Below are 13,843 nucleotides of genomic sequence, written 5' to 3' on the forward strand. Positions count from 1 at the left end.
ATATCAATTTTTTTTGATGTGAGGTGGCGCATATGGAGCACAAGTTTACAAATGATGCTAGAATTTTCAAAGCGCTCTGTGATGAAAAGAGACTTACGATTTTAGAACTTTTGCAAAGCGGGGAAAAATGTGCTTGTGTCTTAATTGATAAAATGGACATGGGACAATCCGGACTATCTTACCACATGAAAATTTTATGTGAATCCGGCATTGTTACAAGCAGGCAGGAGGGAAAATGGACTCACTATTCACTCAGTAAATCCGGTAGCGAATATGCATTAAAGCGTTTACGCTGCTTAACTACCCCAAGAGCAGAGGACGTGTCTGAATAAATGGTCATCTTCGGATGGCCTTTATAAGCCCCAATATATCAATTTTTTTTGATATGATATTCACAATGGAAACGGAGGTAATACATTTGGACTCGATACAAACATTTTTTCTATTTATCCAGAATCAAATATTAGGAATGAAATGGTTAAACTCCCTAATAAAAAATCTTTTAACCGCTCTCAACGTAGATGTAGACGGCCGATTGGGCGGAAGCATTCAATTTTTTATTTACGACGTATTGAAAATAACAATCCTCTTATGCTTTTTAATTTTTATTATCTCTTATATACAAAGTTATTTTCCGCCTGAGAGAAGTAAGAAAATATTGGGACGCTTTCATGGCGTTGGTTCTTATATCATTTCAGCTCTGTTAGGTACTGTGACCCCATTTTGTTCCTGTTCATCTATCCCACTCTTTATTGGATTCACGAGTGCCGGTTTACCGCTGGGAGTGACTTTCTCGTTTCTTATTTCCTCGCCAATGGTGGATTTAGGAAGTCTTGTCCTGCTAATGAGCATATTTGGCGCAAAAATTGCAATTGCTTATGTCATAGTCGGCCTGATGATAGCAGTGGCCGGAGGCGCTCTGATTGAAAAGCTTCACATGGAAAAATATGTTGAGGAATTCATTCAATCAGCCAATCATATTGATATGGATGCTCCTACTCTAACCAGAAAAGACCGGTTCTGTTTTGCCAGGGAACAGGTAACGGAAACGTTTAAAAAAGTATTTCCTTACATTTTAGTTGGTGTCGGTATCGGTGCGGCAATCCATAATTGGATTCCTGAAAGCTGGATTCAAACGATACTCGGAAGCAATAATCCCTTTGGTGTTATTCTTGCAACGCTTGTAGGCATTCCCATGTATGCTGATATCTTTGGTACCATTCCCGTTGCAGAAGCTTTGTTAGCAAAAGGGGCTCAACTTGGCACCATACTTGCTTTCATGATGGCTGTCACAACCTTAAGCCTGCCATCAATGATTATGTTAAAGAAAGCTGTAAAACCCAAACTACTGACTCTGTTCATAGTCATATGCACTACCGGTATTATTCTTGTTGGATATCTATTTAATGTGTTTCATGCATTTTTTATATAATCAATGAAAGGGGTAATAAAATGCAAACTAAAAAGGCGACAAAACTTTATGTAATAACAGGTTTCTTGGGGGCTGGTAAGACTACCTTGTTGTTAAAGCTGCTAGAACACCTGAAAGGGAGCAGGGTTGGTATTATCCAAAATGAATTTGGCAAATTGGGGATTGACGGCGCAATACTGAAAAATGATGATATCCATATGGTTGAAATCAACCGTGGTTCTATTTTCTGTTCCTGTCTGAAACTCTCCTTTGTCAGCGCCCTCAGTGAAATGACACAACATGATTTTGACTACCTGTTCGTAGAAAGTTCAGGCCTGGGAGATCCATCCAATGTTGAAGAAATTCTTGGGGCCGTTGATGCTGTCTCCGGTAAAAGTTATGATTTCTGTGGTGTTATCTGCTTAGTTGATGCAGTAAATTTTATAAATCAACTGACAGATTTAGAGACTGTATACAGACAGCTTAAGCATTGTCATCTTGCCGTCATTACAAAATCTGATTTGGTTGATTCATCAAAAATGGCAGACCTGGAAAAGAAAATAAGAGAAATCAATCCGGTCTGTAGGTTAACCACAAGCATACAAGGTAACATGGATTATAGTTTTTTAGATGATGATTTACTTTTATATCAGTGGGCCGAAAGTGAAGAAACCACCAATACGGAGGAGGCAAAGCCGAAAACCTTATTCATGGAAATATACGATGCTGTGGATAAAAATCAATTAGTGAAATTTCTAAATGAAATCATTCCAAGCGTATATAGAATTAAGGGTTTCCTTACTGTCAATGGGATTGGACGGCAGCAAGTTGATGTAGTAGGCACCAAAATTGATTTTAAAGAAAGCAAGGATTCCGGTAATGCTCAATTAGTTTTCATCTCAAAAATAGGGCCAGCAATCATTAAAAACATACTTTCAGCGTGGAATGACAATATAGAAGCTGAAATGAAATTAAAAAATTAGGGAGGCAAAGATGAATATTAAAGTGATAGGTACGGGTTGTGAAAAATGCGATGCACTATATAAAAATGTCCAAACCGCAATCAAAGAATTGGATATTGATGCGGAAATCGAAAAGGTGGAAGACCTGATAGATATTGTAAAATTGGGAGTAATGACTTCCCCCTCATTAATGGTGGATGGAAAACTGGTTATTTCTGGAAGAGTCGCTAAAAAGGAGGAACTTATCAAACTCTTCCGATAAACACTCATGGTGTTATATTCTTTAGAACGAATTGGTATCTCTTACAAATATGTTCTAACTATAGCTTTATATTTAAAAAAGCCATCTCCTACGTTTAACCTAAATTGCGGGAATGGCTTTTATATTATCTGACACAAACTATTAATTCCAGCCCACCGATTCATCAGTGCATCTAAATTTTTAGTTCTGGAGCATCTGATTTTGAAGGTCAAAAACACAGCCTTTTTTCGGTATTTCAGGGCCATTTTCAGCCTCAGAACGACTATATCTTATAGTTTTATACTAAGTTCTCGCATTATTCCACGAGCGCTGTCAATATCACCACCTCAATATTCTTCCTATAAAGAACACCAAAACCCTCCATCAATCTTGACAATAGTGTTACACTATGGTACACACTATACAAGGAGGTGGACAGTATGGCTGTTTCTAAAAATAACGTGAGAGTACCTATAACAATCCCCAAGGAATTAAAACAGCAGTTAGACGAACTGGCAAAAGAGGACAAGCGTACCTTTTCCAACTTATGCGCTAAAATTCTGTCTGACTATGTTGAGCAAAAAAAGGATGGTGAGTAATCTTTGAGAATCTATATATACAGCCGTAAATCGGTATATACGGGCAAAGGGGAAAGCGTCGAAAACCAGATTGAAATGTGCAGGGAGTATATTTCAGCCAAAATCCCCGAATCAGATAAGGCGGAAATAGTCGTTTATGAAGACGAAGGCTTTTCTGCAAAAAATACGAACAGACCGCAATTTCAGCAAATGCTCCGTGATATAAAACTAAACAAACCAGAATATGTTGTTTGTTACCGCCTTGACCGTATCAGCCGTAATGTCAGTGACTTTTCTTCTCTGATTGAAGACTTGAACAGCTATAATATTTCATTTGTCTGTATCAAGGAAGAATTCGACACCTCAAAGCCTATGGGAAAGGCCATGATGTACATAGCTTCGGTTTTCGCCCAACTGGAAAGAGAAACGATTGCAGAGCGTGTCCGTGACAATATGCTAATGCTGGCAAGGACCGGACGTTGGCTGGGCGGCACTACCCCTACAGGATTTACCTCTGAAAAGATGCAGGAAATCATCATTGACGGTAAAATCAAGACTTCCTGCAAGCTAAAGGACAATCCTGAGGAGCTTAAAACCATCGACTGTATTCTGGAAAAGTTCTTAGAACTGCGGAGCATATCCGGCGTAAGCAAATACTTAATCAAGCAAGGAATCAAATCACGTACAGGAAAAATGTTCTCTCTGTTAGGCATTAAAGAAATACTGCAAAATCCGGTTTACTGTATTGCTGATGAAGACGCATGGGAATACTTTACGGAACATCATTCAGACGTTTGCTTTGAAAAAACCGAGTGTTCCAATAAATACGGTCTGCTGACATACAATAAACGTGATTATAGGAAGAAAAATGCCCCAAGACAGGGTATGGATAAATGGATTGTAGCCATCGGAAAGCACAAGGGGCGTATTTCCGGTAAAAAGTGGGTGGCCATTCAGAACATCTTGAAAGATAACATCCCCACAGGTACGAAACCTGCTGTCATGCATAATGACTATTCCCTGCTGTCCGGATTAATCTTCTGCGACAAGTGCCAGAGCCGGATGTTTGCAAAGCAGCGAAGCGGCAAAGGCAGCAACCGTGAACTCTACGACTATATTTGTAACAACAAACTGCGTGGAGGTTTAAAATTATGTGACTGTCAAAATCTCAATGGACAGCAGGCGGACGATATTGTTTGTGAATACCTTATGCAGTACACGGATGAAAATTCCGGCATCTACAAGCTTCTGGAAAAGCTGAAACAGGATTTACAGGGCCAGACACAAAAAAGTCCCCTATCAGTCATTGATGACAAAATCACCAAATGTAACAGCGAGATGGACAACCTAATCAACACACTGTCGCACGGAAACTTAGGCGCAGCTTTCATTGAACGTGTAAATGCAAGAATCATGGAACTGGACAAAGAACTGGCTTCCATGAAAGAAGAAAAAAAACGTCTGCAAAAGGATGTCAGCGTCATAACTGACAAGGAAATCCAAGTTGATATGCTGTCCACGGCGTTATCCAGCTTCAAAGACAATTTCCATACGCTGACGATTGAAGAAAAGCGTACCTTAATCAAGCTGATGGTTAAGAAAATTGTCTGGGATGGAAAAGACCTCCATATTTTTATCGACGGCGAGTAGGGAACTGTCAGCCCTCTACTCGTCGTATGGAGCAAAGTTACCCTTTGGGTGGTGGCGCATTTCCCACCCTCATTGCAATTATCTCCATGTTCTTTGTGGGAGTGTCCGGAGGAGCCTTTGACTCCATGCTGTCAGCCCTGCTTCTGACCCTGTTTATTGTTCTGGGTGTGTGCATGACTTTTGTTGTCTCCAAAGGACTTTCCATGACCGTATTAAAGGGAATCCCCTCCTCCTTTACCCTGGAGCTGCCTCCCTACAGGCGTCCCCAGATTGGCAAGGTAATTGTCCGCTCCATCTTTGACCGGACACTGTTCGTGCTGGGAAGGGCTATTGCGGTGGCTGCCCCTGCCGGCCTGTTAATCTGGGTCATGGCAAATGTGCAGGTGGGCGGCATTACCCTGTTAGCCCACTGCTCCGGTTTCCTGGACCCATTTGCAAGGCTTCTGGGCATGGACGGCGTAATTCTCATGGCATTCATCCTGGGACTGCCTGCCAATGAAATTGTCATTCCCATCATTATCATGGCCTATATGGCCCAGGGCAGCCTTCTGGAATTTGACAGTCTGGCGCAGCTGCGGGATTTGCTGGTAAATAACGGCTGGACCTGGATTACCGCTGTCAGTACCATGCTCTTCTCCCTGATGCACTGGCCCTGCACCACCACGCTCCTTACCATCCGCAAGGAATCAGGCAGCTTCAAATGGACTGTCATTTCCTTCCTGGTGCCTACGGTCTGCGGAATCGTACTTTGCTTTGCCTTTGCAAGCGTGGCCCGGATGTTTGTATAGCAAGCGTGGCCCGGATGTTTGTATAAAATGTATTTCCCCGCCGCAAAGGACAGCTGAGCAAAAAGGATGGGACAGCAGCACACATATGCCTGTGCTGCGTCCCATCCTCATTATTTTTTATCAGTTAAATATCATGCCTTACGGATTAATACATTCCGCCCATATCAGGTGCTGCGGGGCCTGCCGGAGCCGGCTCCTTAATATTGGCAACAACAGTCTCTGTTGTCAGCAGTGTGGAGGCAACGCTGGTTGCGTTCTGAAGAGCGCTTCTGGTAACCTTTACAGGATCCAGGATGCCAGCTTCAATCATATCCACATACTCTTCCTTGTAAGCGTCAAAGCCGTGGCCTACAGGAGACTCTTTTACTTTATTTACAACAACGGAGCCTTCCAGTCCTGCGTTGGCTACGATGTGGAACAGAGGAGCTTCCAGAGCCTTTAAGATAATTCTGGCGCCTGTCTTCTCGTCGCCTTCCAGTCCGTCAGCAACGCTCTTTACTTCTCCTGCTGCGTGTACATATGCAGAGCCGCCGCCTGCGATGATGCCTTCCTCAACAGCTGCCCTTGTAGCGTTCAGCGCATCTTCCATGCGAAGCTTTGCTTCCTTCATCTCTGTCTCGGTAGCAGCGCCAACACGGATAACAGCTACGCCGCCTGCCAGCTTGGCCAGACGCTCCTGCAGCTTCTCCCTGTCAAAGTCAGAGGTGGTTTCCTCAATCTGCTTGCGAATCTGGGATACCCTTGCTGCAATGGCATCCTTATCGCCCATGCCGTCAACAATGATGGTGTTCTCCTTCTGAACCTTAACGGATTTTGCACGTCCTAACTGCTCCATGGTTGCATCCTTCAAATCCAGACCCAGTTCCTCGGAGATAACCGTACCGCCTGTGAGGATAGCGATATCCTGCAGCATCTCTTTTCTTCTGTCGCCGTAGCCGGGAGCCTTAACAGCAACTACATTGAATGTGCCTCTCAGCTTGTTTACAATCAGGGTGGTCAGTGCTTCGCCTTCCACATCCTCAGCAATGATGAGAAGTCTTGCGCCCATCTTAACTACCTGCTCTAACAGCGGAAGTAAATCCTGGATATTGGAAATCTTCTTATCAGTAATCAGCACGTATGGGTCGTCTAAATTAGCTTCCATCTTATCCATATCCGTGCACATATAAGCGGACAGGTAACCTCTGTCGAACTGCATACCTTCAACCAGGTCAAGCTCTGTCTTCATGGTCTTGGATTCTTCAATGGTGATAACGCCGTCCTTGGAAACCTTCTCCATAGCGTCTGCTACCATGGTTCCCACTTCGTCATCAGAAGCAGAGATGGCAGCTACTCTTGCAATCTGCTCCTTGCCGTTGATTGGCTTGCTCATCTTCTTGATGGCTTCCACGGCTGCGTCTGTAGCCTTCTTCATTCCCTTTCTCAGGATGATTGGGTTGGCGCCTGCTGCCAGGTTCTTCATGCCTTCGTTTACCATGGCCTGGGCCAGAACAGTTGCTGTGGTGGTACCGTCGCCGGCCACGTCGTTGGTCTTGGAAGCAACTTCCTTAATCAGCTGTGCGCCCATATTCTCATATGGATCCTGCAGCTCGATTTCCTTTGCAATGGTAACGCCGTCGTTTGTAATTAACGGAGCGCCAAAGGACTTATCCAGGACAACGTTGCGTCCTTTCGGTCCAAGGGTAACACGTACTGTATCTGCTAACTGGTTAACGCCTGCTTCCAGTGCCTTGCGGGCCTCTACGCCGTACTTAATCTGCTTTGCCATCTTTCATCAACCTCCAATATTTTATGTTCTACAATGTAATGTCCTGCTGTATTATTTATTATTCTACAACTGCCAGGATATCGTTCTGCTTTACGATAACGTACTTCTCATCCTCAATCTCCACTTCTGTGCCTGAGTACTTGGAGTAGATTACCTTGTCGCCGGCCTTAACCTGCATGGTTACTTCCTTGCCGTCAATAACTCCGCCTGGTCCCACTGCGATGACCTCTGCCTGCTGCGGCTTCTCCTTGGCTGCCCCCGGAAGGACGATGCCTGATTTTGTTGTCTCTTCTGCAACTAACTGCTTTAACACTACCTTGTCAAACAATGGTACTAACTTCATGATTGAATTCCTCCTTACACGATATTCTGATTTTTCTTTCTTGTTTTCTTTTCCTTACTTCTTTCTTTTGCTCACATGATATGTTATATCACCAGTTATTAGCACTGTCAAGAGTTGAGTGCTAATTTCTTTTAATTTTATTGTTTTTTTACAATTTGCTGTTTCTTTTTTTTTCCATTCGTATTACAATAATAACAATAAGGCATAATATGACCCATAGGGGAGCTTTTATGCATCACCATTACAAGAAAGGGGTTTTTGGCATGGCAAAGAAAGGTTGGGGTAAATTCGTAGCATTTGCAGCAGTGACCGGTGCTGTGGCTGCCGGTGTTTCCTACGTACTTCAGTATAAGACATACCACAGGGAGCTGGAAAAGGATTTCCGGGAATTTGAGGATGGCGGCGAGGACAGGACCGATGAGGACGGCACAGAGCGCACCATTGACACACGCAGCCTGGACCGCAATTACATCTCTCTTTCCTCCAGCAAGGACGAATTCAAGGTTGCTGCCAAGGATATGGCCCAGGCAACAAAGAACGTCCTTAAGGATGCCGGAAGCCTGTTATCAGACACTGCCCATGAGGCGGTTTCCGCTGCCGTGGACACGGCCCAGATTGCACTCCAGACCGTGAAGTCCAAGAAAGCGGATTTCATGGATGAGCACTCCAGGGATAAGGATGATGATTCTGATTTATTTGAAGATGAGGGATTTCTGGATGACGACTATGTGGATGAGGACGACCTCTATGATTACCGGCGCATGGACGGCAGTTCCTCCTATGATTCAGGAGACCTTACGGAAGATGATTACGATGACAGCAGCCAGGAGGAAGCGGAAGCAGTCCGCCCCACTGCTATCATCGAGGAAGATACGCTGGATTAGAACAAAACATATCAGCCGGACGGAAACATGTACGGCGGTATAAGGCAATATACAGCAAAAAAGTCCCGGGGACACAAAACCATCATGTCTCCGGGACTTTTCTGCCCCCATTCTATTCTTCCCAGGCCAGAAGGTTAATCCATACCGGCTGGTCAGCCAGATTGCCGTCCATGATATAGGCATGGCTGTCATCCTCCTGGGACATCAGCTGGTATTCCCCCTGCTCCTCTATATAAATCCAGCGGTGGTCCAGCTGCACTGTGCCGTCCTTTGTCTCCAGCTTCCAGGTGGATGTCTCCCCCTCCTGGTTCAGGGTGGTATAAGTCACTTCCCCCTCCATCCTGTCACCGGAAAACCTTCCTGTCTTGCACACGTCCCTGGCCTCCCCTTCCGGGCCGGTCTCATAATAGCAGTATCCGGTATGGCCCTGCCCCTCCATCTTTCCGTCCTTCCACAGTCCCTGGGAGTAATCGTACCTGGGCGCATCCAGCTCAACCACCTGGAGGGCCGTACATTCCCCTTCCGGCTTTCCATTCTGGAAGGTACCGTAATACAGGGTCTTAGGCATGGTGAGCACCAGACCCATGCCTTCTATGGACCCGCTGAATGACTGGCCGTCATAGAGATACCGTGTTCCGCCCATAGCCTCATAAAACAACGTCATAAGCGTCTCTTCCTCACGGTCCATCACCCGGGCCGCGGTCTCCAAATCCTGTGCCTCCAAGGCTTCCATGATTTCCGCCAGGACCTCTTTCTGGGACTGCGTTACATCCGGCAGTATCTCTATTTCCTCCCCTTTTCTCCGGGCCGAGTCCGCTCCTCCACCTTCCTGTACACCGGCTGCTCCCATTGAAGCGCCTGCCGCACCTGAATCAGCAGCATTCCCCATGAGCCTCCCATTTTCATTCGCTGCAGGTCCTTCCTGACCATACATCCAGCCATATCCACTGTCCGGCCTGCCATAGGCCTGGTCACAGACCCTGCCATGGGCCCTGTCATATTGGCCCCAGCAGGCGCTGATTCCCAGTACCGCTGCAAAGGCAGCCACAGCAGCCAAATCTGTCCATCTATCTTTCATGGCATACCATTCCCTTCCTGTAAACTTGTCTCTTAATAATCCATTCAGCTGCCTAACATGTCCAGGCCCTTGCCAGCAGTTCAGTGCCCCTGCGGATTTCTTCCTCGCTGAGACTGGCATATCCCAGCATAACGGTTGAGCCGAACCGGCTCTCCTCCGGCTGTATGAAACATCCCGATATTCCGTATACCTTCACACCCAGGGCAGCCGCCCGGGCCACCAGACCTTCCTCCAGCTCTCCTTTTCTGTGGGTCAGCAGCACGTGAAGCCCTGCATACTCACCCCTGATTAAGAACCTGTCCTCCAGCTCCCTGAGGCCAGCCATCAGCGCATCGTGCTTTCCCTTGTACAGCGCCCTCATCCGGTTTAAATGCCGCTCATAATATCCCTGGGTTATAAACTGGTAGAGAATGTTCTGGTCAATCCTGGATACGGTGGAGAGGTAGTATCCGGCCCGTTCCCGGTATGCCTCCAGCAAATGCTCCGGCAGCACCATAAAGCCCACGCGGATAGCCGGGGCAATGGACTTGGAAAATGTTCCCATATAAATCACACGGCCGCCCCGGTCCATGCCCTGCAGCGCAGGAATAGGCTTTCCCTTGTATCTGAATTCACTGTCATAATCATCCTCAATCAGATACCGGTCCGCGGCGCTGTATGCCCAGGCCAGCAGCTCCTGCCTCCGCTTCACAGGCATGACAATTCCCGTGGGATACTGATGGGAGGGCATCACATAGGCCACATCCGCTCCGCTCCGGGCAAGCCGTTCCACATCCATGCCATAACGGTCCATATCCACCGGAACCACAGGATATCCCTCCCCCTTAAGCACCCTGTAGGCCTGCTTATAAGTGGGATTTTCCATGGCGATTCTCCTTCCGTTTCCCAAAATCTGGGACAGCAGCATCAGAAGATATTCGCTTCCTGCGCCGATGAGAATCTGCTCCGGCCTGCAGTTCACTCCTCTGGCAGAGTGAAGGTAATCTCCTATGGCAGTCCTGAGCGCTCTCTCCCCCTGGGGGTCCCCTGCCGCAAACATTTCCTTGTTGTCATCCACCAGTGTGTTTCTGCTGATTTTCCTCCATGTATTGAAAGGAAAACTGTCCAAATCAATACCTCTGGGAGAAAAATCCACTTCGTAGCAATCCTTCCCTGTGTCGCCCGGCTCCACAAAAGAGCCTCCGCCCTTTTGCCGCACTTCCACCAGCTCTTCTATCTTACACACAAAATAACCCTTGCACGGCAGGGCCTCTATATATCCTTCTGACAGCAGCTGGTCATAGGCCATCTGGGTGGTGCTGCGGCTCAGCCTCAGGTTTTTGGCCAGTATGCGGGTGGAAGGCAGCCGGCTTCCAGCCTCCATCTTTCCCTGGCGGATTTCATTCTTTATGTACTGGTAAATCTGTTCATAAAGAGGGCTGTCTGTCTGACTGTCAAAGGGTACCATCAGTTCCATGTTCCGCTCCTTCCCACCCTTAACTGGCATTATCACTTGTATTCGAAATAAACATTTTAATCATACCAGTTTACTGGTAATGTGTCAATCTATTTTTGCTTTTATTCAGTCAATTTGCACTATTAGTACAGAGAACAGAGATAATTTTATAATAGTATACTATTTTTTCTGATTTGTACATTGTAATCACAGGTGTGTGGAATTATAATAAAAGTAGGAAGAGAACCGAAAAAACAATTAGGAAAGGATGGATGAACATGAGCGAACAGACTCTGAATATGTTAAGGAAACTATCTCCAAAAAAGGAACATTCACTGGCCTTCCGCTGTTTGATAGGGGCTGTGGCCATTGTACTGCTGACCGTGTTCATACACATCCTGGTCTTCACAGCCATAGAGAGAATCAGTGCGGGAAGGGATGTTCCGGAATGGTACCGGCTGCTTGCAGGCTTATCCGTGGATGCCCTTTATCCCCTGTTCATAGTATCCTTGATGTCCATCATCAAGCGGGTATTCCGCATACCGGTGCACCGTCTGGAACGCAAGGTCTTCAAGTTTACATATCTCTGCCTCGGCCTTATTGCTGCATCCAGAATCAGCATGTATGTGGGGCTCTATGTATTCTTCATGGCTTTGTTTGCAGCAGGCACAGCCATTTATATCATCATTGGCATACGTTTTCTCTACGAGCTTTTTAAATACCGCTTCATATCCTGCCGGTATTATTAGGCATCTGCATCAAAAGGCCAGGGAACTTCTTTCATCAGGTTCCCCGGCCTTTCTTTATCTTGTTTGTGGTTCTATCTGATAACTCTATTTCGGAAGTTTGAATGAGCTCTTCAGGGAAACAATCCGGTTGAACACCGGCTTTTCCGGCGTACTGTCTTTGCAGTCCACGCAGAAAAATCCGTTGCGGACAAACTGATAGCTGTCATAGGCCTTTCCCTCTGCCAGAGCCGGCTCCACATAGCACTCCTTCAGTACAATCAGGGAGTTGGGATTCAGGTTCAGGCTGCCGTCATCATTCAGCTTGCCCTTCTCCTCATCCACAATGTTCTCATACAGACGGCATTCCACCTGCCTTGCAGTGGGAACAGCCACCCAGTGGATGGTTCCTTTTACCTTTCGTCCTTCAAAGCCGGAACCGCTCTTTGTCTCCGGGTCATAGGTACCGTGAACCACGGTGACATTGCCGTCAGCGTCCTTTTCACATCCTGTGCACTTCACGAAATATGCCCCCATCAGGCGGACCTCATTGCCGGGGAACATACGGAAATACTTTTTCGGAGGCTCTTCCATGAAATCCTCGCGCTCAATATAAAGCTCCCGGCAAAATGGCACCTTTCTGTCTCCCAGCTCCGGATTTTCCAGATTGTTGGGCACATCCAGCATCTCTGTTTCTCCTTCAGGATAATTGTCAATGACCAGCTTCACCGGATTCAGGATAGCCATCATACGCGGCTTCTTAAGCTTTAAATCCTCGCGGATGCAGTATTCCAGCATGGCATAGTCCACGGAGCTGTTGGCCTTGGATACGCCCACCATCTCCACGAACATCTTAATGGATTCCGGGGTATACCCCCTTCTTCTCAGCGCTGCGATGGACACCAGACGGGGGTCATCCCAGCCGTCCACGATGTTATCCTCCACCAGCTTTTTGATATAACGCTTGCCTGTTATGACATTGGTCAGGTACAGTTTGGCGAACTCAATCTGGCGGGGTGGATTCTCGAACTCGCACTCCTTTACCACCCAGTCATAGAGCGGCCTGTGGTCCTCAAACTCCAGGGTACAGATGGAGTGGGTGATATGTTCAATGGCATCCTCAATGGGATGAGCGAAATCATACATGGGATAGATGCACCACTTATCTCCCGTGTTGTGGTGGGACATACGGGCAACACGGTAGATGACCGGGTCCCTCATGTTGATATTGGGGGAAGCCATGTCAATCTTGGCCCTGAGCACCTTCTCTCCATCCTGGTACTTTCCCTCCTTCATCTCCTCGAACAATGCGAGATTCTCCTCCACGGAACGGTTCCTGTAAGGACTCTCCTTACCCGGTGTGGTGAAATCGCCTCTGTATTCCCTAATCTGGTCCGCTGTCAGGTCACAGACAAATGCCTTGCCCTTCTTAATCAGGAACACGGCGCACTGGTACATCCGGTCAAAATAATTAGACGCAAAGAAAAGCCTGTCCTCAAAATCAGCGCCCAGCCATTTCACGTCATCCATGATGGACTCCACGAATTCAGTCTTCTCTTTTGTCGGGTTTGTATCGTCAAAACGCAGGTTGAACTTGCCGCCGTATTTCTGTGCCAGGCCGTAGTTCAGTAAGATGGACTTGGCATGTCCGATATGCAAATAACCGTTTGGCTCCGGTGGGAAACGGGTCTGGACATGGTCATAAACACCCTCTGCCAGGTCCTTGTCAATCTCCTGTTCAATGAAATTCCTGGAGATTACCTCCTTTTCCTCAGTTTCCATTACGGTATCCTTGTCTGCCATAATTGTTCCTCCGTTACGTTGCTATTGTGATAAATATAATTATTAATCATATCACAATTATGACATATGGGAAAGGGAAAAATACATTTTACAGTGGAAATCTTATTCCATGTCTGCTATACTACCTGTCTTTCGGAGTTGAACTAAAAAAATGGTGCTAAGCCATGGGTTAGAACC

13 protein-coding genes and 1 pseudogene are annotated in these 13,843 nt (G+C 46.4%); 9 read left to right on the forward strand and 5 right to left on the reverse strand.

Annotated features, from left to right (window positions below; translation table 11 throughout):
• The first annotated feature begins 32 nt into the window (after positions 1-32).
• The 7 genes and pseudogenes from FGS84_RS29115 to FGS84_RS29145 form a co-directional block, all read left to right on the forward strand.
• Positions 33-332, forward strand: a complete 300-nt coding sequence (locus FGS84_RS29115; protein ID WP_138311676.1) for a metalloregulator ArsR/SmtB family transcription factor — start codon at positions 33-35, stop codon at positions 330-332.
• 86 nt (positions 333-418) lie between these two features.
• The gene (locus FGS84_RS29120; RefSeq protein ID WP_138311677.1) at positions 419-1,432 is read left to right on the forward strand and encodes a permease; all 1,014 of its coding nucleotides are present in this window, start codon (positions 419-421) and stop codon (positions 1,430-1,432) included.
• Positions 1,433-1,452: 20 nt separating this feature from the next.
• Positions 1,453-2,394 carry a GTP-binding protein gene (locus FGS84_RS29125; protein ID WP_138311678.1) on the forward strand — a complete coding sequence of 314 codons (942 nt, stop codon included), beginning with the start codon at positions 1,453-1,455 and terminating at the stop codon, positions 2,392-2,394.
• Between the two features lie 10 nt (positions 2,395-2,404).
• Positions 2,405-2,635 carry a thioredoxin family protein gene (locus tag FGS84_RS29130; protein WP_138311679.1) on the forward strand — a complete coding sequence of 77 codons (231 nt, stop codon included), beginning with the start codon at positions 2,405-2,407 and terminating at the stop codon, positions 2,633-2,635.
• A gap of 419 nt (positions 2,636-3,054) precedes the next feature.
• Positions 3,055-3,213, forward strand: coding sequence for a DNA-binding protein (locus tag FGS84_RS29135; RefSeq protein WP_024725848.1), 159 nt, complete (start codon positions 3,055-3,057; stop codon positions 3,211-3,213).
• A 3-nt stretch (positions 3,214-3,216) separates the two neighbouring features.
• The gene (locus FGS84_RS29140) at positions 3,217-4,842 is read left to right on the forward strand and encodes a recombinase family protein (protein ID WP_138311680.1); all 1,626 of its coding nucleotides are present in this window, start codon (positions 3,217-3,219) and stop codon (positions 4,840-4,842) included.
• Between the two features lie 59 nt (positions 4,843-4,901).
• Positions 4,902-5,630, forward strand: a pseudogene (locus FGS84_RS29145) (nucleoside recognition domain-containing protein); the annotation flags it as partial.
• Positions 5,631-5,775: 145 nt separating this feature from the next.
• On the opposite strand, the gene groL reads toward FGS84_RS29145, so the two are convergent.
• Positions 5,776-7,398: a chaperonin GroEL gene (groL, locus tag FGS84_RS29150; protein ID WP_138311681.1), complete on the reverse strand. Its 1,623-nt coding sequence runs from the start codon at positions 7,396-7,398 to the stop codon at positions 5,776-5,778.
• A gap of 58 nt (positions 7,399-7,456) precedes the next feature.
• Positions 7,457-7,741, reverse strand: coding sequence for a co-chaperone GroES (locus FGS84_RS29155; protein ID WP_002565271.1), 285 nt, complete (start codon positions 7,739-7,741; stop codon positions 7,457-7,459).
• Positions 7,742-8,004: 263 nt separating this feature from the next.
• Between FGS84_RS29155 and FGS84_RS29160 the strand changes: the two genes are divergently transcribed.
• Positions 8,005-8,625 (forward strand): hypothetical protein, encoded by a 621-nt coding sequence (locus FGS84_RS29160; RefSeq protein WP_330640779.1) that lies wholly within the window; start codon positions 8,005-8,007, stop codon positions 8,623-8,625.
• Between the two features lie 112 nt (positions 8,626-8,737).
• Here FGS84_RS29160 and FGS84_RS29165 read toward each other — a convergent pair whose 3' ends face one another.
• Both FGS84_RS29165 and FGS84_RS29170 read right to left on the reverse strand, forming a co-directional pair.
• Entirely contained in the window at positions 8,738-9,703 is a 966-nt protein-coding gene (locus tag FGS84_RS29165; protein WP_138311683.1) for a hypothetical protein, read from the reverse strand.
• A gap of 52 nt (positions 9,704-9,755) precedes the next feature.
• The gene (locus FGS84_RS29170; protein ID WP_138311684.1) at positions 9,756-11,159 is read right to left on the reverse strand and encodes a PLP-dependent aminotransferase family protein; all 1,404 of its coding nucleotides are present in this window, start codon (positions 11,157-11,159) and stop codon (positions 9,756-9,758) included.
• Positions 11,160-11,416: 257 nt separating this feature from the next.
• Here FGS84_RS29170 and FGS84_RS29175 point away from each other — a divergent pair, with 257 nt between their 5' ends.
• Positions 11,417-11,887 (forward strand): hypothetical protein, encoded by a 471-nt coding sequence (locus FGS84_RS29175; RefSeq protein ID WP_138311685.1) that lies wholly within the window; start codon positions 11,417-11,419, stop codon positions 11,885-11,887.
• An 84-nt stretch (positions 11,888-11,971) separates the two neighbouring features.
• Here the strand turns inward: FGS84_RS29175 and FGS84_RS29180 are convergent, their stop codons facing one another.
• Positions 11,972-13,666, reverse strand: a complete 1,695-nt coding sequence (locus FGS84_RS29180) for a glutamine--tRNA ligase/YqeY domain fusion protein (protein ID WP_138311686.1) — start codon at positions 13,664-13,666, stop codon at positions 11,972-11,974.
• Positions 13,667-13,843: the final 177 nt, after the last annotated feature.

It is taken from the genome of Clostridium sp. 1001271st1 H5, from assembly GCF_005845215.1.
Taxonomy (GTDB): domain Bacteria; phylum Bacillota; class Clostridia; order Lachnospirales; family Lachnospiraceae; genus Enterocloster.

Coding starts and splice junctions, on each gene's coding strand:
- FGS84_RS29115 (WP_138311676.1), top strand. CDS start 33: ATGGAGCACAAGTTTACAAATGATGCTAGAATTTTCAAAGCGCTCTGT.
- FGS84_RS29125 (WP_138311678.1), top strand. CDS start 1,453: ATGCAAACTAAAAAGGCGACAAAACTTTATGTAATAACAGGTTTCTTG.
- FGS84_RS29130 (WP_138311679.1), top strand. CDS start 2,405: ATGAATATTAAAGTGATAGGTACGGGTTGTGAAAAATGCGATGCACTA.
- FGS84_RS29135 (WP_024725848.1), top strand. CDS start 3,055: ATGGCTGTTTCTAAAAATAACGTGAGAGTACCTATAACAATCCCCAAG.
- groL (WP_138311681.1), bottom strand. CDS start 7,398: ATGGCAAAGCAGATTAAGTACGGCGTAGAGGCCCGCAAGGCACTGGAA.
- FGS84_RS29155 (WP_002565271.1), bottom strand. CDS start 7,741: ATGAAGTTAGTACCATTGTTTGACAAGGTAGTGTTAAAGCAGTTAGTT.
- FGS84_RS29160 (WP_330640779.1), top strand. CDS start 8,005: ATGGCAAAGAAAGGTTGGGGTAAATTCGTAGCATTTGCAGCAGTGACC.
- FGS84_RS29165 (WP_138311683.1), bottom strand. CDS start 9,703: ATGAAAGATAGATGGACAGATTTGGCTGCTGTGGCTGCCTTTGCAGCG.
- FGS84_RS29170 (WP_138311684.1), bottom strand. CDS start 11,159: ATGGAACTGATGGTACCCTTTGACAGTCAGACAGACAGCCCTCTTTAT.
- FGS84_RS29175 (WP_138311685.1), top strand. CDS start 11,417: ATGAGCGAACAGACTCTGAATATGTTAAGGAAACTATCTCCAAAAAAG.
- FGS84_RS29180 (WP_138311686.1), bottom strand. CDS start 13,666: ATGGCAGACAAGGATACCGTAATGGAAACTGAGGAAAAGGAGGTAATC.